Origin of the sequence: Teichococcus oryzae (assembly GCF_008386565.1) — a bacterium.
In the GTDB taxonomy this organism is placed as follows: Bacteria; Pseudomonadota; Alphaproteobacteria; order Acetobacterales; family Acetobacteraceae; genus Pseudoroseomonas; species Pseudoroseomonas oryzae.
The window spans coordinates 66004-85909 of the sequence record NZ_VUKA01000002.1; the positions used below are offsets into that span (position 1 = coordinate 66004).

At 71.3% G+C, this 19906-nt stretch carries 17 protein-coding genes; 11 read left to right on the forward strand and 6 right to left on the reverse strand.

Features of this window, described 5'->3' with window-relative positions; genetic code table 11:
* Positions 1 to 140 precede the first annotated feature (140 nt).
* The 3 genes from F0Q34_RS06425 to F0Q34_RS06435 form a co-directional block, all read right to left on the reverse strand.
* The gene (locus tag F0Q34_RS06425) at positions 141 to 1730 is read right to left on the reverse strand and encodes an ABC transporter substrate-binding protein (protein ID WP_149811355.1); all 1590 of its coding nucleotides are present in this window, start codon (positions 1728 to 1730) and stop codon (positions 141 to 143) included.
* Positions 1731 to 1844: 114 nt separating this feature from the next.
* Positions 1845 to 3449: an ABC transporter substrate-binding protein gene (locus tag F0Q34_RS06430; RefSeq protein WP_149811356.1), complete on the reverse strand. Its 1605-nt coding sequence runs from the start codon at positions 3447 to 3449 to the stop codon at positions 1845 to 1847.
* A 121-nt stretch (positions 3450 to 3570) separates the two neighbouring features.
* The gene (locus F0Q34_RS06435; RefSeq protein WP_149811357.1) at positions 3571 to 3849 is read right to left on the reverse strand and encodes a CBU_0592 family membrane protein; all 279 of its coding nucleotides are present in this window, start codon (positions 3847 to 3849) and stop codon (positions 3571 to 3573) included.
* A 132-nt stretch (positions 3850 to 3981) separates the two neighbouring features.
* Here F0Q34_RS06435 and mutS point away from each other — a divergent pair, with 132 nt between their 5' ends.
* The 6 genes from mutS (at position 3982) to F0Q34_RS06465 (ending at position 11518) form a co-directional block, all read left to right on the forward strand.
* A complete protein-coding gene (mutS, locus tag F0Q34_RS06440) occupies positions 3982 to 6750 on the forward strand; it encodes a DNA mismatch repair protein MutS (RefSeq protein ID WP_149811358.1) in 2769 nt (922 codons plus the stop codon).
* Positions 6747 to 9569 (forward strand): [protein-PII] uridylyltransferase, encoded by a 2823-nt coding sequence (locus F0Q34_RS06445; protein WP_149811359.1) that lies wholly within the window; start codon positions 6747 to 6749, stop codon positions 9567 to 9569. Before mutS ends, F0Q34_RS06445 begins: the two co-directional genes overlap by 4 nt.
* Positions 9570 to 9659: 90 nt before the next feature.
* Entirely contained in the window at positions 9660 to 10004 is a 345-nt protein-coding gene (locus tag F0Q34_RS06450; protein WP_149811360.1) for a hypothetical protein, read from the forward strand.
* A 117-nt stretch (positions 10005 to 10121) separates the two neighbouring features.
* Positions 10122 to 10445 (forward strand): hypothetical protein, encoded by a 324-nt coding sequence (locus tag F0Q34_RS06455; RefSeq protein WP_149811361.1) that lies wholly within the window; start codon positions 10122 to 10124, stop codon positions 10443 to 10445.
* Between the two features lie 132 nt (positions 10446 to 10577).
* Positions 10578 to 11141, forward strand: coding sequence for a Smr/MutS family protein (locus F0Q34_RS06460; RefSeq protein ID WP_149811362.1), 564 nt, complete (start codon positions 10578 to 10580; stop codon positions 11139 to 11141).
* Positions 11138 to 11518 carry a helix-turn-helix domain-containing protein gene (locus F0Q34_RS06465; RefSeq protein WP_149811363.1) on the forward strand — a complete coding sequence of 127 codons (381 nt, stop codon included), beginning with the start codon at positions 11138 to 11140 and terminating at the stop codon, positions 11516 to 11518. The genes F0Q34_RS06460 and F0Q34_RS06465 overlap by 4 nt, the downstream gene beginning before the upstream one ends.
* On the opposite strand, the gene mltA is transcribed toward F0Q34_RS06465, so the two are convergent.
* Together mltA and F0Q34_RS06475 are read right to left on the reverse strand one after the other, a co-directional pair.
* Complete coding sequence (gene mltA, locus F0Q34_RS06470; protein ID WP_149811364.1) at positions 11485 to 12549, reverse strand: murein transglycosylase A; 1065 nt, start codon at positions 12547 to 12549, stop codon at positions 11485 to 11487. The two genes, F0Q34_RS06465 and mltA, sit on opposite strands and share 34 nt — an antisense overlap.
* Before the next feature lie 6 nt (positions 12550 to 12555).
* Positions 12556 to 13224, reverse strand: a complete 669-nt coding sequence (locus tag F0Q34_RS06475) for a Tim44/TimA family putative adaptor protein (protein WP_149811365.1) — start codon at positions 13222 to 13224, stop codon at positions 12556 to 12558.
* Positions 13225 to 13390: 166 nt separating this feature from the next.
* Here F0Q34_RS06475 and F0Q34_RS06480 point away from each other — a divergent pair, with 166 nt between their 5' ends.
* The 5 genes from F0Q34_RS06480 to F0Q34_RS06500 all read left to right on the forward strand — a co-directional run bounded on the left by F0Q34_RS06480 (position 13391) and on the right by F0Q34_RS06500 (position 18278).
* The gene (locus F0Q34_RS06480) at positions 13391 to 13948 is read left to right on the forward strand and encodes a histidine phosphatase family protein (RefSeq protein ID WP_149811366.1); all 558 of its coding nucleotides are present in this window, start codon (positions 13391 to 13393) and stop codon (positions 13946 to 13948) included.
* Between the two features lie 8 nt (positions 13949 to 13956).
* Positions 13957 to 15201, forward strand: a complete 1245-nt coding sequence (locus tag F0Q34_RS06485; protein WP_206667960.1) for a GAF domain-containing sensor histidine kinase — start codon at positions 13957 to 13959, stop codon at positions 15199 to 15201.
* A gap of 104 nt (positions 15202 to 15305) precedes the next feature.
* Positions 15306 to 15881: a protein-export chaperone SecB gene (gene secB, locus F0Q34_RS06490; RefSeq protein ID WP_149811368.1), complete on the forward strand. Its 576-nt coding sequence runs from the start codon at positions 15306 to 15308 to the stop codon at positions 15879 to 15881.
* 28 nt (positions 15882 to 15909) lie between these two features.
* A complete protein-coding gene (murJ, locus tag F0Q34_RS06495; protein WP_149811369.1) occupies positions 15910 to 17448 on the forward strand; it encodes a murein biosynthesis integral membrane protein MurJ in 1539 nt (512 codons plus the stop codon).
* A 92-nt stretch (positions 17449 to 17540) separates the two neighbouring features.
* Positions 17541 to 18278 carry a class I SAM-dependent methyltransferase gene (locus F0Q34_RS06500; protein WP_149811370.1) on the forward strand — a complete coding sequence of 246 codons (738 nt, stop codon included), beginning with the start codon at positions 17541 to 17543 and terminating at the stop codon, positions 18276 to 18278.
* A 63-nt stretch (positions 18279 to 18341) separates the two neighbouring features.
* Here the strand turns inward: F0Q34_RS06500 and F0Q34_RS06505 are convergent, their stop codons facing one another.
* A complete protein-coding gene (locus F0Q34_RS06505) occupies positions 18342 to 19805 on the reverse strand; it encodes an HAD family hydrolase (protein ID WP_149811371.1) in 1464 nt (487 codons plus the stop codon).
* Positions 19806 to 19906 lie beyond the last annotated feature (101 nt).

A 19906-nucleotide genomic window follows, 5' to 3' on the forward strand; every position in this document is an offset into this window, starting at 1 on the left:
GACTTTGTCGGAGGGCCGGGACGCCGCTTCGGGCGCCCCGGCGCAACCGCAGGACGCATGAAGCGGCCCGCCCTCGCCCGGGCGGCGCCGCTCCATGCCAAGCGGACCCCCAGGCCCGGCTGAACTCAGCCCGGCTGAACTCAGGCCCGGCGGATATTCCAGGGATAAGGCGCGGTACCTTCCAGCAGGCCGGTCAGGTCCGAGCGGAAGGCGGTGCGGATGGTGAACCGGCCGAGCGGCACCGTGGCCACCTCTTCCAGCGCCAGCCGGCCCAGCTCGGCGGCCGCCTTCTTCTGCGCCGCCTCGTCGGAGGCCTGGATCCATTCCTGGGTCAGCGCCTCGGCCCGGTCGCTCTTGTACCAGCCGAACCAGCCCTTCTCGCCCTGGCCGCGCACCAGGGGCGACATGGCGGGATTGCCATAGACGGTGGACGGGCCAGTGGTGTGGAAGATGCTCCAGCCGCCCTTCTCCACCGGCTCGCGCGAGTTGCGGCGCTGGATCACCGTGCCCCAGTCGCTTTCCATCAGGTCCACATTCATGCCGATCTGCGACAGCGCGTCCGCCGTCACCTGGCCGAGCGGCCCGATATCGGGGAAGTCGGTCGGGTTGATGATGGCGACCTTCTGCCCGGCATAGCCGGCTTCCTTCAGCATCGCCTTCGCGCGGGCGAGGTCGCCCGGCATCAGGTCCTTGTTGTCCGCGTAATAGGGCGTGTTCTTCGGCCAGATCGACAGGGATTCGCCCCAGGTCGAGCTGTCATCGCCCTGCGCCGCGCGCATGTAGTTTTCCTGGATCACCGAGGTGAGCACGGCGCGGCGCATCTTCACGTCGTTGAAGGGCGGGTGCAGGCAGTTCAGCCGCGCCAGCGCCATGCGGCCGGTGGTGTCCAGCACCTCGCGCCGGATGTTCTTGTTGCGCGCCAGCATGGGCTGCAAATCGGCCAGCGGGCGCTCCCACCAATCCACCTCCCCGTTCATCAGCGCGCCGGCGGCGGTGGAGGGATCGGTGATGATGTTCCATTCGATGCGGCGGAAATGCGCCACCTTGGCGCCGCTGCCCCAGTCCGGCGCTTCCTGGCGCGGCACATAGCCATCGAACTTCTCATAGGCGACGCGGCTGCCCGAGTTGAACTCGTTGGCCAGGAACCGGTAGGGGCCGGAGCCCACCATCTCGGTGATCGCCTTGGTGGAATCGGTCTGCGCCAGGCGCTCGGGCATGATGAAGGCGCAGTTGGTTTCCTTGCCCAGCGCCGCCAGCAGCAGCGGGAAGGGCCGGTTGAGGCGGATCTCGAAGGTCCGGTCATCCACCACGCGCCATTCCTCGGCGACCGCGGCGACCAGCTGGCCGAACTGGTCGCGCACCGCCCAGCGCTTCAGGCTGGCGATGCAGTCGGCGGCGCGCACCGGCTCGTTGTCATGGAACTTCAGGCCGGGGCGCAGGCGGATGCGCCAGGTCTTGCCGTCATCCGACACCTCGTGCCCTTCCGCCATCTGCGGCTGGCTTTGTCCCTTGGAGTCGACGGCATAGAGCGTGTCGAAGACGTAATAGCCGTGATTGCCGGTGACGGTGGCGGTGGTCCAGATCGGATCCAGCGCGGCTAGGTTCGCCTGCGGGATGAAGCGCAGCGTGGTGGCGGCGCTGTTCTGGCTCAGCGCCGGCCGGGAAAGTGCCGGAAGGAACGGCGCGGCGGCAACGGCCCCGAGCAGGGTGCGTCGGTTGAGCGAGGACATCGAAGGGCTCCCTTGGTCGTGCCGGCGCCTGAAGCTGCCGCCGGGCGCCGGCACGATAGGGACTTGCCCACCTTCCGCAAGCCGGGGGCGCGGGGCGCGCCCGGCCGGCGGGCGCTACTTCTTGGACACGCGGTCGAAATAGGTGGCGAAGCCGTTCCAGCTCCAATCCTGCACCGTGTCGCGCACGCCGGCGACATAGATGGTCTGGAACAGGAAGGCGGCGGGACCGCGCTGCATCATGTCGCGCTGCAACTGCTGATACATCGCGGCGCGCTTCGCCTCGTCACGCTCCATCAGCGCGGCCTCGACCTGGCGGTTGGCGGCCTCGTCCTGGAAGGCGGCGCGCCAGGAGGGGAATTGCGTCAGCCGCGCCTCGGCCCGGTTGTCCGGGTTGTAGATCAGGCGGGACGCATTGGCGTGCGCGTCCGGCATGCCGGCGCCCCAGCCCAGCAGCGCGCTCTGGAACTCGCGCCCGCGATGTTTGGCGAAAAGCTGCGCATTGGCCATCTGCTCCAGCCGGATCCGCACGCCCACCTTGGCGGCGTTGTTCTGGATGTTCTGCGCGATCGGCGCGGCATAGGGATGGCTGCCGATGATCATGGTGGTTTCGAAGCCATCCGGGTGGCCGGCTTCCGCCAGCAGCGCCCTGGCCTTCTCGATGTCGAGGCTGAAGGGCTGGCCTTCCTTCTCGTCCAGCGCGCCGAAGGAGCCGAGCGGCACGAAGCTGGCGCGCGGCACGCCGTCAAAGGCCATCACGCTGCTCGCCAGCCCCTGGTAGTCCACCAGGTAGCGCATGGCGAGGCGCACCTTCTCCTTCGCCATCACCGGATCGGCGCTGTTGAAGCCCCAATAGAACAGCGTCGGCTTGCGGGTGCGCTCCAGCCGCACGCCGGGGGCGCTCTCCAGCGCCCGCATGTCCTCGGGCGTCAGGTTGCGGGCCACGTCGATGTCGCCCTTTTCCAGCAGCAGGCGCTGGGTGCCGGCCTCGGCCACGTGGCGGATGATGATGCGGCGGAGCTTTGGCGCCGGGCCCCAATGGCCCTTGTTCGCTTCCAGCACCACGACCTCTCCCGAATTCCACTGCCGCAGGCGGTAGGGGCCGACGCATTCGGTGCGGGTGGCGAGCCAGCGATTGCCCAGGTCGCCATTGTTCTCGTTGGCGGTGAGGGTCTTGCGGTCCAGCAGGGCGGACACCCGGTTGGCGGCGATGGCCTGCAGGATCAGCCCCGGCGGATAGGGCTTGTCCAGTTCCAGCACCACGCTGCGCTCATCCGGCGCGGTGATGCGCTGTTCCACATTGTCCCTGGTGAAGCCGTAATCGGTGAGCTGCGCCGCATTGCCGAAGTTCAGCTTCACCACGCGCTGCATCGACCAGGCGAGGTCCTGCGCCGTGGCGCGGCGGCCATCGGGAAAGGCCAGCCCCTCGCGCAGGTGGAAGGTGACGCGCAGCCCGTCCTCCGACACATCCCACCGCTCGGCCAGGGCGGGGATCACCCTGGATTCGTCGGCCGGATCGAAATTGGCGAGGAAGTCGCAGGTGTTGCCGAAGATCTCGTTGGTGACGACCTCGGCGATCTGCGCCGGGTCGAAGGTCGAGATGGCGTCGATGTTCCAGGCCACGACCAGCGCGTCGCGCGGCGTGGCCGCCTGGGCGGGGGCGGCGAGGCCCACGGCCAGGGCCGCCGCGCCAGCCAGGTTGAGGAGGAGGTGACGGGGCATCGGGCGCTTCCTTTTGGCGGAGGGTCGGCAAACCATAAAACCGGACGGCGCGGCGGGGAACCGCCCGCGCGGGCGGGCGATCCGGACAGGGCCGCCGCCGCCGCGAGGCAGCCCCGCGCGCTCAGTCCGCGGCTGCCCTGCGCCGCTCCTTGAGCCCTTTCCAGATGCCGATCCCGCTGATCGTGATCCAGAAGAACTCCATCAATGCGGAGGCGAAGTTGAAATTGAAGTAAAGCGAGAAAGCGATGAGCAATGCCCCGACCAGATTGACGACGGGGAAAACCAGGTCCTCGGAATTGAGAAGCCTCGCCTGGGTGGCGAAATAGGCGCAAACAATGATGAGCGTGCCTGTTGAACCCACGAGGTCCACATAGGTGAGGTTGCTGAGCACCCCGTTCATGCGGGGCTCCGGATGGCTGACATGGGCCTTTCCTAGCACCTCGCGGCCTTGCGGTCAGCGGAAGGGCGCGCACGGCGCCAGGCCGCCGCGCCGATTTCACCTGTCCGGGATCTGCTCTAGGAAGGGCGCGTGATGCAGACCGACGCCCCCCGCCCCCGCTCCGCCGAAGGCGCCACCCCCGCCATGGCGCAATGGTTCGCCGCCAAGGCGCAGCATCCGGACGGCTTCGTGTTCTTCCGCATGGGCGATTTCTACGAGCTGTTCTTCGAGGACGCGCACCGCGCCGCCGCCATTCTGGGCCTGGCCGTGGCGCATCGCGGCGAGCACCGGGGCGAGCCGATCCCCATGGCGGGCGTGCCGGTGCACGCGCTGGACGGCTATCTGGCGCGGCTGATCCGCCAGGGCCACCGCGTCGCCATCTGCGAGCAGCGGGAAACCCCGGAGCAGGCCAAGGCCCGCCGCGCCCCCACCATCCGGCGGGAGATCGTGCGCGTCGTCACCCCCGGCACGGTGACGGAGGAAGCGCTGCTGGAGAATGGCCGGCCATCCTGGCTGCTGGCCCTGGCCCTGGTGGAGGACGAGCTGGGCGCCGCCTGGACGGACCTGTCCACCGGCGCCTTCGCCTGCGAGGCGCTGCCGCGCGCCGAATTGCCGGCGCTGCTGGCGCGGCTCGACCCGGCCGAGGTGCTGGCGCCCGAGGCGCTGCTGGATCATCCGGCGCTGCGGGCGATGGCGGAGCGGCTGACCCCGGCCGAGCCCGCCCGCGACCCGGCCGCGCGCGTCGCCGGCTTCTTCGGCGTCGCCTCGCTGGATGGCTTCGGCAGCTTCGCCCCGCCCGAGATCGCCGCCTGCGCGGTGGCGCTGGATTATCTCCGCCGCACGCAGGGCCCCGAGGGCGGGGAAGCGGTGGCGCCCCGGCTGCGCCCGCCCGAGGCGCAGGGCGGGCGCGAAACCCTGCGCATGGACGCGGCCACCCGCCGTTCCCTGGAAATCCTGCGCAGCGAGCGCGGCGACACCCGCAACTGCCTGTTCGCCGCGGTGGACCGGACGCTGACCGCCGCCGGCTGCCGCGAGCTGGCGGCGCGGCTGGCGGCGCCGCTGACCAGCCTCGCCGCCATCTCGGCCCGGCATGACGCGGTGCAGTTCCTGCTGGAAGCGCCGCCGCTGCGCGCCACCCTGCGCGGCTGCCTGAAGGGCGCCCCGGACATGGCGCGCGCCCTGGCCCGGCTGGCGCTGGACCGCTTCGCACCGCGCGACCTCGCCGCCCTGCGGGACGGGCTGGCGCGCGCCGAAACGATGGAGGCGGCGCTCGCCGGGGCGGCGCCGCTGCCCCCCCTGCTGGAAGCGGCCCGCATCGCGCTGCGGCCCGGCGGCTCGCCCCGCGCCGAACTGGCGCGCGCCCTGGCCGCCGAGCTGCCGGCGCGGCTGGAGGACGGCAACCTGGTCGCCCCCGGCTATGACGGGGAGCTGGACGCGCTGAAGCGGCTGCGCGACGACGCACGCGGCGCCATCGCGGCGATGCAGATGCAGCTGGCGCAGGATTGGGGCGTCGCCAGCCTGAAGATCCGCCACCACCAGCAATTCGGCTTCCTGGCCGAGATGCCGGCCGCCGCCGGGGAAAAGCTGCTGCGCAGCCCCCCCGCCGCGCTGGACGGCACGCCGCGCGCGCCGGTGCACCGGCAGACCATGGCCAATGCGCACCGCTTCACCTGCGCGGCGCTGGCCGAGCTGGACCGCCGGCTGGCCGCCGCCGGGGAACAGGCGCAGAAGCGCGAGGTGGCCGTGGCGCGCCACCTGCGCGCCCTGTGCCTGGAGGCCGGCGGCGCCATCGACACCGCCGCCGCCGCCCTGGCCGAGATCGACGTGCATGCCGGCTCGGCCGAGATGGCGGCGGGCGGCGCCTGGTGCCGGCCCGAGCTGACAGAGCGCGCCGATTTCGCCATCCGCCAGGCGCGCCACCCGGTGGTGGAGGCGGCGCTGGCGCGGGCCCGGGGCCCGGCCTTCGTGCCCAACGACGCCGACCTGTCGGCCGGGCGGCGCCTGTGCCTGCTGACCGGGCCGAACATGGCCGGCAAATCCACCTTCCTGCGGCAGAACGCCATGCTGGTGGTGCTGGCCCAGTCCGGCCTGTTCGTGCCGGCGGCCGAGGCGCGGATCGGGCTGGTGGACCGGCTGTTCTCCCGCGTCGGCGCGGCGGACGACATCGCCGGCGGCCGTTCCACCTTCATGGTGGAGATGACGGAAACGGCGGCCATCCTGAACCAGGCCACCGCGCGCTCCCTCGTGGTGCTGGACGAGGTGGGGCGCGGCACCGCCACCTGGGACGGGCTGGCCATCGCCTGGGCGGTGCTGGAGGCGCTGCATGACCGCATCCGCTGCCGCACCGTCTTCGCCACCCATTTCCACGAGCTGACCGCGCTGTCCGGCAAGCTGCCGGAATTGCAGGTGGCCCACATGCAGGTGCGGGAGCACCGCGGCGAGGTGGTGTTCCAGCACCTGGTGGCGCCGGGCGCGGCGGAGAAATCCTGGGGGCTTCACGTGGCGCGGCTGGGCGGCGTGCCGCGCGCGGTGGTGGCGCGCGCCGGCGCCGTGCTGGCGGCGCTGGAAGCCCGCGCCGCCGGGCTGGAGCCGCTTGCGGAGGAATTGCCGCTGTTCAGCGCCGCAACCCCCGCGCCAGCCCCCGCAGCCTTCCCTGCGGCAACTCCCCTTGGGCCGCAACCGGACGGAGCGTGGCACGAAGTTCTGGACGCGCTGGATGCGCTGGACCCGGACGCTCTCTCCCCGCGCGAAGCCTTGGCGGAACTGTATCGTCTCAAGATGCTGCACCGCCGAAACGATGGCGCAAAATCCGATCACAAAGCTGTTGCCCCGGCGCGCGGCGCGATAACATCGGTGGAATGAGAAGCTCCGGCGATCTGCCCGACGCCCTTGCCCCGGCCGAACCCGCCCCCGCCACGCTGCGGCCCCTGCCGGACGTGGTGCTCGACCTTGTGCCGCATGGCGGCGCCCCGGTGCCGCGCGATGTCGCACTGACGCTGCTGCGCCGGCAACTGGGCCGCATCCAGTCCCGCGTGCAGGAAGCCTTTGAGGCGCATGCCCTGTCCGGCCTGACCGCCGCGCGCATGCTGGGCGAGCTGACCGATGGCCTGATCTTCGCCATCCATGCCTACACCCTGGCGCAGGTGGGCCCCGTCCAGCCGGCCTCCCCCCAGGCGGGCGCCCCCGATGGCGCCGCCGAGCCGCCCTTCGTGCTGGCGGCCACGGGCGGCTATGGGCGCGGCGTCCTCGGGCCGTATTCCGACATCGACCTGCTGTTCCTGTCCGACCGGCCGATGGGCGCGCGTGGCCGGCGCGCGGTGGAGTTCATGCTCTACCTGCTGTGGGACCTCGGGCTGAAGGTCGGCCACGCCACGCGCTCCATCCATGAATGCCTGGAAGATGCGCGCGCCGACGCCACCATCCAGACGGCGCTGCTCGATGCCCGCTTCCTGGCCGGCGACCCGGCCGTGTTCACCCGCTTCGACGAAGCCTTCACCGAGGCGCGGCAGCGCTGGGGCATCGGCCAGTTCCTGAGCGCCAAGCGGGCGGAGCGCACCTCGCGCCACAAGCGCTATGGCGACAGCCCCTATCTGGTGGAGCCGCATCTGAAGGAAGGCCGGGGCGGCCTGCGAGACGTGCAGACCATGTACTGGCTGGCCCGCTACGCCTTCGGCGTGAAGCGCATGCCGGAGCTGGTCGGCCCCGAAAGCCCCGGCGGCGGGCTGCTGACGGCGCGCGAGGCGCGCGCCTTCCGCCGCGCCTGGGACTTCCTGTGGACGGTGCGCTTCCACCTCCACTACGTCACCGGCCGCGCCGAGGAGCGCCTGACCTTCGACCTGCAGCCGGTGGTGGGCGCCCGCATGGGCTACACCCGCCACGGCAAGCAGGACGGGGTGGAGCGCTTCATGAAGCACCTGTTCCTGACCGCGCGGGACGTGGTGCGCCTGTCCCGCCTGCTGGAGCCGGCGATCGAGCGCGCGACGCTCGGCCCGCCCGCCGTCAGCCGCAGCGCCGACCCGGCGCTGACCAGGGCCGGCCTCGCCATCGCCGACGGCAAGCTGCTGATCATGCCGGACCTGGCGGTGGACCGGGACCCGGGCGTGATGCTGCGCCTGGTACAGGCGTCCCGCGACCGCGGGCTGGAGCTGCATCCGCTGGCGCATCGCGCGCTGATCCGCAGCGCGCCCTTCGCCGTCGGCATGCGCGGCGACGCCCGCGCCAACGAGATCTTCCTGAACCTGCTGGAAGGGCGCGATTCGGCGCGCTGGATGCGGGTGCTGAACGAGGTGGGCTTCCTGTCCCGCTTCATTCCCCACTGGGCGCGCATCGTCGGGCTGATGCAGTTCGACACCTACCACGTCTTCACCGTGGAGGAGCACACGATCGAGGCGATCCAGGTGCTCAACGAGCTGGAGCGCGGCGAGCTGGCCGAGGCCATCCCGGTGGCCAGCGAGCTGATCGGCCAGCTGCATTCCCACCGCGCGCTGTATGTGGCGATGCTGCTGCACGACATCGCCAAGGGCCGCGGCGGCGACCATTCGGAGCTCGGCGCCGGCGTCGCGCAGGAGATCTGCCCCCGCCTCGGCCTCACGCCGGAGGAAACCGAAACCGTCTCCTGGCTGGTGCTGAACCACCTGCTGGTCAGCCAGACCGCCTTCAAGCGCGACATCGACGACCCCAAGACCATTCTCGACATCGCCGAGGTGGTGCAATCGCCCGAGCGGCTGCGCCTGCTGCTGGTGCTGACCGTCGCCGACATGCGCGCCGTCGGCCCCAAGGTGTGGAATGGCTGGAAGGCCACGCTGCTGCGCGAGCTGTATTGGCGCGTGGCCGAGGTGCTGGCCGGCGGCCTGTCCGTGCCGGAGCGCGACGTGCGCGTGGCCCGCGCCAAGCAGGCCGCCGCCTCCATGCTGGAAGGCCAGCCCAAGGAATGGGTCGAGCATTTCCTGGGCCTCGGCTATCCCGGCTACTGGCTGAGCTTCGATCCCGAAAGCCATGCCCGCCATGCCGGCATGATCCGCGAGGCGGAGGAGCGCGGCGCGCCGCTGTCGGTTTCCACCCGCGTGCTGGAGGCGCGGGCGGTGACCGAGGTCACGGTGTACTGTTCCGACCATCCGGGCCTGTTTTCCCGCATCGCCGGGGCGCTGGCCGTGGCCGGCGCCACCATTGTCGATGCCCGCATCCACACCATGACCAACGGCATGGCGCTCGACACCTTCTGGGTGCAGGACGCGCAGGCCGGCAATATCGGCGGGGCCTTCCAGGCGCCGCACAAGCTCGCCAAGCTGTCGGTGCTGATCGAGCAGGCGCTGTCCGGCCGGCTCAACCTGGTGCAGGAGATCCGCAAGGTCCGGCGGGAGCCGGCGCGGCTGCGCGCCGTGCAGGTGCCGGGCCGGGTGGTGATCGACAATTTCGCCTCCAACACCCACACCGTGATCGAGCTGAACGGGCGCGACCGCCCGGGCCTGCTGCATGACGTGACGGGGGCGATCTCGGCCCAGGGGCTGCAGATCGCCTCGGCCCACATCACAACCTATGGCGTGCGCGCGGTGGACGTCTTCTATGTGAAGGACGTGTTCGGGCTGAAGATCGAGAACGAGCGCAAGCTGGCCTCGCTGCGGGCGGCGCTGCTGGCCGCCCTCACGCCGCCGCCGCCGGATGAGGAAGCGCTGCCCGGCTGAACCTTCGTCACGGTGCCGCAACCGCGGGGCGGAAGCGGGGTTAACCCTGCCTGCGCGCCCTGCCGCGCTTCACCTTCGGAGACACAGCGCATGCGCCCTTCCCTTTTGCTGGTCGGTGGTCTTGGCTTGATGCTGGCCGCCTGCGGATCCCCCAGCGGCCCCCCGTCGGGCGCCGGCGTGACGCCCCTGCCGCCGGGCACGCCTTCCAACGCCAGCTCCACCACCTCGCCGATCCAGGGCCAGGATGACCTCGGCCCGGGCCGCGCCGGCTCCGGCTTGGCCACGGGCGTTCCTTCCGCCGGCACCGGCCGCATCAACCCGACCCAGGGCAGCAGCTCGCAGCCGCCGCGCCCCGGCATCGGCCGTCCCGCGGCGCAGTCCGGCACCATTTCCCCGATCCAGGGGCAGGATGACCGCGGCCCCGGCGCCCGCTGACCGGCACCGGAAGTTCATCAAGCGCGGCTGCGCCCATGGCGCAGCCGCAACCTTTGCGGTTGCACGGAATTAATTTCCGCCGTCTCGGTGCGGCTATCCCATGGAGGAATGCAACCAATGCGTCCAATTTTCGCGGCTCTCGCGGGTCTCGGCCTGGCCCTGACCGCCTGCAACAACAGCCCGATGCCCGCTTCCGGCTCCGCCGCGCCGCCGCCGGGCAGCCCGACGGCCGGCACCGGCACCATCAGCCCGATCGAGGGCCGCAGCTCCCAGGCGCCGCGCCCCGGCATGGGCAGCCCGACCGCGGGCACCGGCACCATCAACCCGATCGAGGGCAACAACTCGCAGCCCCCGCGTCCCGGCACCGGCATGCCGACCGCCAATAGCGGCACCATTTCCCCGATCCAGGGGCAGAGCGACCGCGGCCCCGGCGCCCGGTAAGGCTTCGCCGTCTGGACCCGGTCGGCTTTCCTCCTTATCTGGAGGGCGCCGTTCCGTCGGCCGGGTCCACCCCTCCCCAGGGAGAAGCGGATCGCCGATCTGCCGCTTCTGTTCTGGACCCTTATTCTCGCCATGCCTCGTCGCGGCCGCAGACTTTCCCAGTCGGAACAAGCGCTCTGGCGCGCCTATGCCGCCTCGGTGACACCCCTGCCGGGACACGCCCTGCCGGCGCTGCCGGCCGCCCCCCACCTGCCCGAGCCCCTGCCCGAGCCCCTGTCCGAGCCTGCGCCCGGCCCGGCGCCGGCCGCACGCCCCGCCGCCCCCCGCCTTGCCGCGCCGGCGCCCGTCCAGGTCGGCCACCAGCCGGGCGGGCTGGACCATCACCGCTGGAAGGATCTCCGCCGCGGCCGCACCCGGCCGGAGCGCACCCTGGACCTGCATGGGCGGCGCGCCCAGGACGCCTGGCTGGCCGTGCGCAGCTTCCTGTTGTCGGCCCATGCGGAAGGGCTGCGCTGCGTGGCGGTGGTCACCGGCAAGGGGCCGGCCCCGGAAGGCGGCGTGCTGCGCCGCGAGCTGCCGCACTGGCTGAACAATCCCGAATTGCGGCCGCTGGTGCTGGGCGCCGCCCATCCCGCGCCCAATTCCGGCGTGGTCCACCTGCTGCTGCGGCGCCGGCGCGGGACGGACCGGCGATGACGCCCTTTGGCGCCCGGATGCGCAGCCTGCGGGCGGCGCGTGGCATCACCCTGACCGAGATGGCGGCCGCCCTGCAGGTTTCCCCCGCTTATCTTTCGGCGCTGGAGCATGGGCGGCGGGGCCGGCCGCCGCCGGGCCTGGTGCATCAGGTGAACGCGTTCTTCGGGCTGATCTGGGACGATGCGGAGGAGGTGGCGCAACTGGCCCGCCTGTCGCATCCGCGGGTGGTGCTGGACACGGCGGGCCTGCCGCCGGTGGCCACCGAACTGGCCAACCGGCTGGCGGAACGGATCCGGGCGCTGCCGGAAGGCACCGTGGCCGCGCTGCTGCGGCTGCTGGACGATCAGGAAGCGTCCGGCCGCGGCTCCAGCACGTAAAGCCGCGCGGGCTCCTTCATCCGCCCCGCGGCCTCGGCCGCCTCCTCCCCCCAGCCCCAGAACAAATCGGCCCGCGCCGGCCCCTTGATGGCGCCGCCGGTATCCTGCGCCAGCACCAGCCGCCGCAGGGGCGCGCCGGTCAGCGGATGCCGCGCCACGACCCAGACGGGACGGCCCAGCGGGATCTCCGTCCGGTCCACGGCGATCGAGCGCAGCGGCGTCAGCGCCACGCCGAGCGAGCCGGCCGGCCCCTGATCGGCCCGCGCCGCGGTTTCGCGGAAGAACACGTAGGAGGGGTTCTCGTCCATCAGGGCGCGGGCGCGCTCCGGCCCGGCGCGTTCCAGCCAGGCGAGGATGGTCTGCATGGACACCTGCTCGCGCGGGATCTCTCCACGGTCGGCGAGCAGGCGGCCGATCGGCACATAGGCGCGGCCATTCTGCGCGGCGTAGCCCATCCGGCGCACCGTGCCGTCCGGCAGCACGACCCGCCCGGAGCCCTGGATCTGCAGAAAGAACTTGCGGGCCGGGTCCTCGACCCACAACAGCACCGGGGCCGGGCTGCCGCCCGCCTCGATGCCGGCGCGGTCGGGATAAGGCGCGAGGCGCCCCGCGGCGACGCGGCCGGCGAGGCGGCGGCCCTTCAGGTCCTCGGCGAAGCGGCCAAGATCGACCTCCACGAGGTCTTCGGGCCGGCCGCGCAGCGGAACGGGATAGGAGGGGGAGGCGGTGGCGGAGCCGCGCAGCTCCGGCTCGTAATAGCCGGTCATCAGCCCCTCGCCGGCATCGCGAAGGGTGAAGCGGCGCTCAAAGAAGGCGCGGGCGGCGCCGTGGTCGCCGGGCGGCAGGGCGGACGCCTCGGCGCAGAGCGGCGCCGGCAATCCCGAACGAGGGCAACCGGCGACAAAGGCGGGAACCGCCTCGGCCAGCCGGTCCTCTCCCCATCCGGGCAGATCGGCCACCCGCTGCGGGGTGGTGGAACAGGCGGCGATGAGGCTGGCCAGCAGGGCCAGCCCACGGAACAGGCGGAACAAGCGGGATCAGGCCGACTGCGTCGCCACCAGCTTCCAGGTCGGGTCGCCGCTGCGCAGGTCGCGCTGGAAGGTCCAGATGTCGGTCAGCTCGGTCACCGCCTCGTTGCCGGACACCACCTCGCCCTGGGCGTTGGTGGTCAGGTTCACCTGGTCAGACACGATGCGCACGGTGATGTCGGCGATGCTGCCACGCAGGAAGGCGGATTCCACCGACATCTCGTGGATGGTCTTGAGGTCGGTGCGCTGCTGCTCGCCCGCCGCCTCGCGCGCGGCGATGGCCTGCTCGAAGCCGGCATAGGTGTCGTCGGACAGCAGGCTCCGCAGCGTCGCGCGGTCGCCCGCGGCAAAGGCTGCGATGATCATGCCGAAGGCGCCCTCGGCGCCGGCCAGGAAGGCCCGCGGGTCGAAGGCGGGGTCGGCGCGGCGGATCTCCTCCAGCGCCTGGCCGGGCACGGAATTGCTGGTCGGCAGGATCTGCCGGCTGCCGCTGCCGCCATGCAGGGTGGTGGTCGGGTCGGCGTCGCGGACCGGCGGCACGCCGGATGCGGGAACCGGCTGTTCCTGCGGCGGCCGCTCGAAGCCCTGGCGCCGCCCCAGGACGCCGCGCAGGCGGAGCACCAGGAAGGCCGCCACCATGCCGAACAGGATCAGGTCGATCGGGAAGCCGCCGGACATTGCAATCTCCTCATCTTCTCTATCTAGGTGCCACGCGGCTTGCCCGCAACGGTGGCATGAGGCTCAATCGGCGGCGCAGGCTGAGGCAGGATGCCTTGCCGCGTGTCATGGGCGCGGCTACCTCGACACAGCGAATGGCTCCGGCCATGCCGAGAGAGGGCTTTCCATGATCCTGCTGCGCCATGGCCAGAGCGAATTCAACCTGCACTTCACGGCCACGCGCCGCGACCCCGGCATCAAGGACCCGAAGCTGACGCCGATGGGCCAGTACCAGGCGGAACAGGCCGCCGCCGCCCTGGCGGCCGAGGGCATCACCCGCATCATCGCCAGCCCCTACACACGCGCCCTGCAAACGGCGGCACCACTGGCGCGGCTGCTGAACCTGCCTGTGCTGGTGCAGCCCCAGGTGCGCGAGCGTTATGCCTTTGTCTGCGATATCGGAACGCCCCGCACCGCCCTGGCGATGCAATGGCCGGAACTGAATTTCGACCATCTGGACGAGGTCTGGTGGCCCGCCATGGAGGAACCGGCGGACCAGGTCGAGAACCGCGCCCGGCTGTTCCGCGCCGAGATGGTGGCGCTGGAGGACTGGGACCGGACGGTGGTGGTGTCCCACTGGGGCTTCATCCTGTCCATGACGGGCGAATCGGTGGCCAATGGCCAATGGCTCCGCTGCAACCCGACGGAGCCGGCGCCGGTGCAGATTTCCTGGCGGCATCGCTGAGGCGGCGCTTGGAACAGGGTCACCCTTCCAGCCCGCTGCCGCCTGACATCATCGCCGCCCTGCCGCCCGCCCTGGCGGCCGATGTGGCGGCGGTGCGGCAACTCGACGCCGTTCCCGCCATCCTGCGGATCGTTTGCGACATGACCGGGCTCGGCTTCGCCGCCGTGGCGCGCGTCACGGAGCGGCACTGGATCGCCTGCTCGGTGCTCGACCGGATCGGCTTCGGCCTGCCGCCGGGCGCCGAGCTGCCGGTGTCCACCACCTTCTGCAACGAGATCCGCGCCAGCGGCCGGCCCATCATCATGGACGAGGCCAGCGCCGACCCGCTTTACCGCGACCATCCGACGCCGCGGCGCTACGGGCTGGAAAGCTATGTGGCGGTGCCGATCCGGCGTCCGGACGGCTCGGTGTTCGGCACACTCTGCGCCCTCGACCCGCGCCCCATGAAGCTGCGCGACGGCCACGCCCTGCCCACCCTGCAGCTTTTCGCCGAGTTGATCGGGGCGCAGCTCGCCTTGCAGGAGCGGCTCGCCACCGCCAGCGCCGCCCTGACCGACGCGCATGAGATCGGCGCGCTGCGCGAACAGTTCGTGGCGGTGCTGGGGCATGACCTGCGCGATCCCCTGGCCTCGGTCAGCGCCGGGGTGGAGGTGCTGGGGCGCGGCCCCGCCGGCCGCGAGCAGGCGGGCATCATCGGCCACATGCGGCAAAGCTGCCGCCGCATGGCGGAGCTGGTGGACAACATCCTGGACATGGCCCGCACCCGCCTGGGCAGCGGCATCACCCTGGAGCGCCGCTGGGACGCGCAGCTCGCCGACAGCCTGGCGCAGGTGATCGGGGAACAGCGCAGCGCGCGGCCGGAGCGGGAGATCGTGGCCCGCCTGGCCCTGCAAGGCCCGGTGTTCTGCGACTCCGCCCGCATCGCGCAGCTGTTGTCCAACCTGCTGGCCAACGCGCTGCTGCACGGCGCCCCCGGGCGGCCGGTATGGGTCGATGCCGTGGCGGATGCCAGTGGCTTCCGCCTGTCCGTCGCCAATGAAGGGCCGCCCATTCCGCCGCATGTCGGGGCAAGGCTGTTCCGCCCCTTCACCCGCGGCACCGCCGAAAGCGACAGCGGCGGCCTCGGCCTCGGCCTGTTCATCGCCACCGAGATCGCGCGGGCGCATGGCGGCACGCTGGGCTTCGAATCCGGCGCGGTGGAAACCCGCTTCACCCTGGCCCTGCCGCCTGGCCCCGCCGCCCGGCATGGTTGAGCGCGGGGCGGGCGGGGCGATCCGGCTGTGACAGCGGCGGCGGGGCGTGCTACCCCGCGCCGCGCAACCGGAACCGCATCTCACCGCATTCCTTTGGGGCCCGCATGTCCGACAACATCCTCCCGCCCGACAACGCCGCCCAGAACCCGGCCGGCAACGGCCCTGGCCAGAACGGCGCCGCGCCGCAGGGCCCGCTGCTGCTGAACCTGCAATACATCAAGGACCTGTCCTTCGAGGTGCCGGGCGCGCCGGAGCTGTTCGCCACGATGCGCGAGGCGCCGCGCATCGACCTGGCGCTGGACGTGCAGGCCCGCGCCCTGCAGGAAGGCGGCAACGTGTTCGAGGTGTCGCTGCAGATCCGCGCCGATGCCCAGGTCGCCGGGCAGGCCCCTGGTCAAGCCCCTGGGCAGGACAAGCCGCAGACCGCCTTCATCGCCGAGCTGGTGTATTGCGGCATCTTCACCGTGAATGTGGAGCCCAACATGCTGGAGCCGCTGCTGCTGGTGGAATGCCCGCGGCTGCTGTTCCCCTTCGCCCGCAACATCCTGGCCGATGTGACGCGCGATGGCGGCTTCCCGCCGGTGCTGCTCTCGCCGATCGACTTCGTCGCGCTGTGGCAGTCCCGCCGCGGCCAGGCGGCCGGCGGCGCCAACCCCGCCCCCACGCCTTCCCAGGCCTGATCCCGGCGCCCCGCGCGCCGGCCGGCCCATGCTGAAGAACGTCCTGACCATTGGCGGCTGGACCTTTGCCAGCCGCATCCTGGGCTTCGCGCGCGACATGCTGATCGCCGCGACGCTGGGCGCCGGCCCGCTGGCGGACGCCTTCTTCATCGCGCTGCGCCTGCCCAACCTGTTCCGCCGGCTGTTCGGCGAAGGCGCCTTCAACGCCGCCTTCGTGCCCGCCTTCACCGGCACGCTGGCGCTGGAAGGGCCGAAGCGGGCGCGGGAGCTGGCGGCGCGCATGTCCACGCTGATGGCGCTGTGGCTGTCGCTGCTGGTGGTGCTCGGCATGGTGTTCATGCCGCAGGTCATGGCCGTGCTGACGCCCGGCCTGCGCGACGAGCCGCTGCGCTTCGGGCTGGTGGTGGAGCTGTCGCGCATCACCTTCCCCTACCTGCTGTTCATCTGCCTGACGGCGCTGGTGTCCGGCGTGCTGAACGCGGTGGACAAATTCGCCCTCGCCGCCGGGGCGCCGCTGTTGTTCAACCTGTTCGCCATCGTGTCGCTGTTCGCGCTGGTGCCGTTCACCGCGACGCCCGCCCATGCCCTGGCCTGGGGCGTCGTGCTGTCCGGCATCGCCCAGCTGGCGCTGGTGGTGGTGGCCTGCCGCAGGGCGGGCATGAGCTTCCCCATCCTGTCCTGGCCGCGGGTGACGCCCGAGACGCGCAAGGTGCTGCGCGCCATGCTGCCCGGCGTGCTGGGCGCCAGCGTGACGCAGATGAGCCTGGCGATCGACGTGTTCATCGCTTCCCTGCTGCCGGTGGGCGCCATCTCCTTCCTGACCTATGCCGACCGCGTGGCGCAGCTGCCGCTGGGCGTGGTGGGGGCGGCGGTGGGCACGGCGCTGCTGCCGGTGCTGTCGCGCCAGCTGCGCGGCGGCAAGCCGCTTGCGGCGCACCGCTCGATGAACCGCGCCATCGAGCTTTCCCTGGCCCTGACCCTGCCGGCGGCCGCGGCGCTGGTGGTGCTGGCGGCGCCGATCGTGCTGACGCTGTTCCAGCGCGGCGCGCTGAGCGTGGCCGATGCCGAGGCGGTGTCCTGGGCGCTGCGGGCCTATGCGGTGGGCCTGCCGGCCTTTGTGCTGATCAAGGCGTTCTCGCCCGGCTTCTTCGCCCGCGGCGACACGGCGACGCCGGTCAAGATCGGCATCGTCGTGGTGGCGGTGAACCTGGCGCTGTCCCTGGTGCTGAGCCGCTTCCTGGATCATGTGGGCATCGCCCTCGCCACCTCCCTGGCGGCCTGGTGCAATGCCGGGCTGTTGTTCGCGCTGCTGTCCCGGCGGAAGCATTTCCGCGCCGACCGCCGGCTGCGGCGCAATCTGTGGCGGCTGGCGGCGGCGGCGGTGCTGATGTCGGCCGGGCTGTTCCTGGCCATGCCGGCGGCCTTTCCCCTGCTCGGCTGGGAAGCCGGGCTGGCGCGACTCGGCGGGCTGGGCCTGCTGGTGCTGCTGGGCCTCGTTCTTTACTTCGGCACCACCCAGCTGCTCGGCGCCCTGCGCCTGCAGGACCTGCGGCGCCTCCGCCGCTAGGAGCTGCCGTTCAGGGGCGCGGGCACGGCGCCGCCCGCAGATTCCCGCCGCCGGCCGCTTTCCACCCCGCCCGGCCGCGCTATCCTGCGCCCATGACAGAAACCACCGATTTCGGCTTCCGCGAGGTGCCCCGCGACGCCAAGGCGTCCATGGTGCGGGAAGTGTTCAACAGCGTCGCCCCGAAATACGACGTGATGAACGACCTGATGTCGCTGGGCCTGCACCGCGCCTGGAAGCAGGCTTTCGTGGCGGCGATCGGCGCCGGGCCGCGCGACACGCTGCTCGACCTCGCGGCCGGAACCGGGGACGTGGCCTTCCTGGCCAAGAAGCGCGGCGCGGGCTCGGTGATCCTGGCCGATATCAACGCCGCCATGCTCGCGGTGGGCGAAGGCCGCGCGGCGGAGCGGGGCCTGGCCGAGGGCCTGTCCTTCGTGTGCTGCGACGCGGAAAAGATCCCGCTGCCGGATGGCTGCGTGGAGCGCGTGTCCATGGCCTTCGGGCTGCGCAACTGCACCGACAAGGACGCGGTGCTGCGCGAAGGCTTCCGGGTGCTGCGGCCGGGCGGGCGGATGTGCGTGCTGGAATTCTCGCGCCTTGAGGTCGCGGCGCTGCAGCCGCTCTACGATGCCTGGTCCTTCAAGGCCCTGCCGGCCATCGGCGCCCGCATCGCCAAGGATGCCGAAAGCTACCAGTACCTGGCGGAAAGCATCCGCATGTTCCCCGACCAGCAGACGCTCGCCGGCATGATGGAGCGGGCCGGGTTCGAGCGGGTGTCCTGGCGCAACATGACGGGCGGTGTCTGCGCGGTCCACACCGGCTGGAAGCTGTGACGCGGCCATGAAAAAGGGGGCCATGGCCCCCTTCCCGCCCGGCGATGCCCCGGCCCGCTTCCCTCAGGGCGAAAGGGCGGATTTCAGCGCGCTGCGCAGGTCATTGCGGCGCGCCCATTGCAGCAGCATCGGCTTGCTGATGCGGGCCGCGCACCAGGTTCCCATCAGCGCCAGGATCACCATGTTCTCGCGCGAGCCGAACAGCCCCGCCGTGCCCAGGAAGCCCATGCCGATGGCCCACAGGCCGGTGCGGAACACCTCCTTGGGGATGGCCTTCTGGTTCCCGCCCAGGCGGTAGGTCATGTAGACCACCCACATGGTCGCCACCTGGCTCAGCGCCAGCACCACGCCCATCGGGGTGGGATGCACCAGCACGAAGATCGGGCAATACTTCATGAAGTGCAGCATGGGGTACATCACCAGCCGCGCATCCGTGCGCCGCTGGTTGTAGGCGAAGAACACGGCGCGCAGCACGATCAGGGCGCCGATCCAGAAGCCGATCGCGGCCGGCACGCTGTGGACGTCCAGCTCGCCCCGCCAATAGGCCACGCCCATCCCGGCCATGCCGAGGGCGATCGCCCAGATCCAGGCGCCGGGATAGATCGGATAGGCGATGAAGCGCTTCACCTCGGCGGTCAGCGTCGGCTTCAGCTCCCGCCGCGCCGCCACCATGTCGTTCTCGAAATAGCCCATCTCGTAGACGCACATGGCCGAAAGCACGAGCAGCGGGATGTAGAGCAGGGCTTCCGCCACCTGCAGCCCCGATTGCGCGGTGGCCAGCATCAGCAGCGCGATGTCCACCAGGAAGATCTGGTCCACCAGATAGGACGTCGTGTATTTCGCCCGCGCCGTGTAGCGCAGCGGGATATACAGATGCTCGGCGGCGCGGAACTCCGCGCCCTGGGGCTCGATCAGGATGCCGTTGCGGGACGCCGCCAGCAGGTCCCTGTCATCCAGCGAGTCGGAGATGGAGGTGGAGGCGGCCACCGCTTCCCGCCCGAACAACTCTCCCAGCAGGTCCAGCTTGCCGCGCGCGAAATGGCCGGGGCGCGGCAGCATCGGCGTCGCCACCAGCCGCGTCCGCTCCCAATGGCTGCCACGCAGCAGCCCGCGCACCACGAAATCCAGCCCGAAGGTGACGATCACCATGCGCTGCGGGTCCAGCCGGGACAGGCTTCTCCGGACGGGAAGGCTTTCATGCCGGGCGAACAGGGCGGGCGCGCGCCGCTTCCACAACCAAAGGTTCCAGGGCATCAGCAGCACGATCAGCAGCACGCAGGCATAGTCGCGCAGGCGGAACCAGCGCGGCAGGCCGGTCAGCCGCCAGGGGATGCATTGCCGGACCAGGAAGTCGATGATGGCGACCAGCAGGGAGGGCTTGCAGGAGGCGATAAACAGTTCCGTGCTGTTGCACGAGAAGATCGTGTGATCGAAATCAACGAACACGGCGCCGTTGTCATCCGCAGCCCGCTGGTGCAGCGCGTCGTCCAGATCGCACCGGGCGAGGTTATCGCGGTTTTCCGGCATCACAGCTCCCATGTCGGTCGGTGGTGGCAATGGGACGAAGAGCGAAGAACGTCCAGTAGATGTCCGCCAGTATCGTCTAAGTGTAATTGGCGGCCCGACAA

Coding starts and splice junctions, on each gene's coding strand:
- F0Q34_RS06465 (WP_149811363.1), top strand. CDS start 11,138: ATGACGCCCTTTGGCGCCCGGATGCGCAGCCTGCGGGCGGCGCGTGGC.
- mutS (WP_149811358.1), top strand. CDS start 3,982: ATGCAGACCGACGCCCCCCGCCCCCGCTCCGCCGAAGGCGCCACCCCC.
- F0Q34_RS06460 (WP_149811362.1), top strand. CDS start 10,578: ATGCCTCGTCGCGGCCGCAGACTTTCCCAGTCGGAACAAGCGCTCTGG.
- F0Q34_RS06455 (WP_149811361.1), top strand. CDS start 10,122: ATGCGTCCAATTTTCGCGGCTCTCGCGGGTCTCGGCCTGGCCCTGACC.
- F0Q34_RS06480 (WP_149811366.1), top strand. CDS start 13,391: ATGATCCTGCTGCGCCATGGCCAGAGCGAATTCAACCTGCACTTCACG.
- murJ (WP_149811369.1), top strand. CDS start 15,910: ATGCTGAAGAACGTCCTGACCATTGGCGGCTGGACCTTTGCCAGCCGC.
- F0Q34_RS06425 (WP_149811355.1), bottom strand. CDS start 1,730: ATGTCCTCGCTCAACCGACGCACCCTGCTCGGGGCCGTTGCCGCCGCG.
- F0Q34_RS06505 (WP_149811371.1), bottom strand. CDS start 19,805: ATGCCGGAAAACCGCGATAACCTCGCCCGGTGCGATCTGGACGACGCG.
- F0Q34_RS06450 (WP_149811360.1), top strand. CDS start 9,660: ATGCGCCCTTCCCTTTTGCTGGTCGGTGGTCTTGGCTTGATGCTGGCC.
- F0Q34_RS06475 (WP_149811365.1), bottom strand. CDS start 13,224: ATGTCCGGCGGCTTCCCGATCGACCTGATCCTGTTCGGCATGGTGGCG.
- F0Q34_RS06445 (WP_149811359.1), top strand. CDS start 6,747: ATGAGAAGCTCCGGCGATCTGCCCGACGCCCTTGCCCCGGCCGAACCC.
- F0Q34_RS06430 (WP_149811356.1), bottom strand. CDS start 3,449: ATGCCCCGTCACCTCCTCCTCAACCTGGCTGGCGCGGCGGCCCTGGCC.
- secB (WP_149811368.1), top strand. CDS start 15,306: ATGTCCGACAACATCCTCCCGCCCGACAACGCCGCCCAGAACCCGGCC.
- F0Q34_RS06500 (WP_149811370.1), top strand. CDS start 17,541: ATGACAGAAACCACCGATTTCGGCTTCCGCGAGGTGCCCCGCGACGCC.
- F0Q34_RS06435 (WP_149811357.1), bottom strand. CDS start 3,849: ATGAACGGGGTGCTCAGCAACCTCACCTATGTGGACCTCGTGGGTTCA.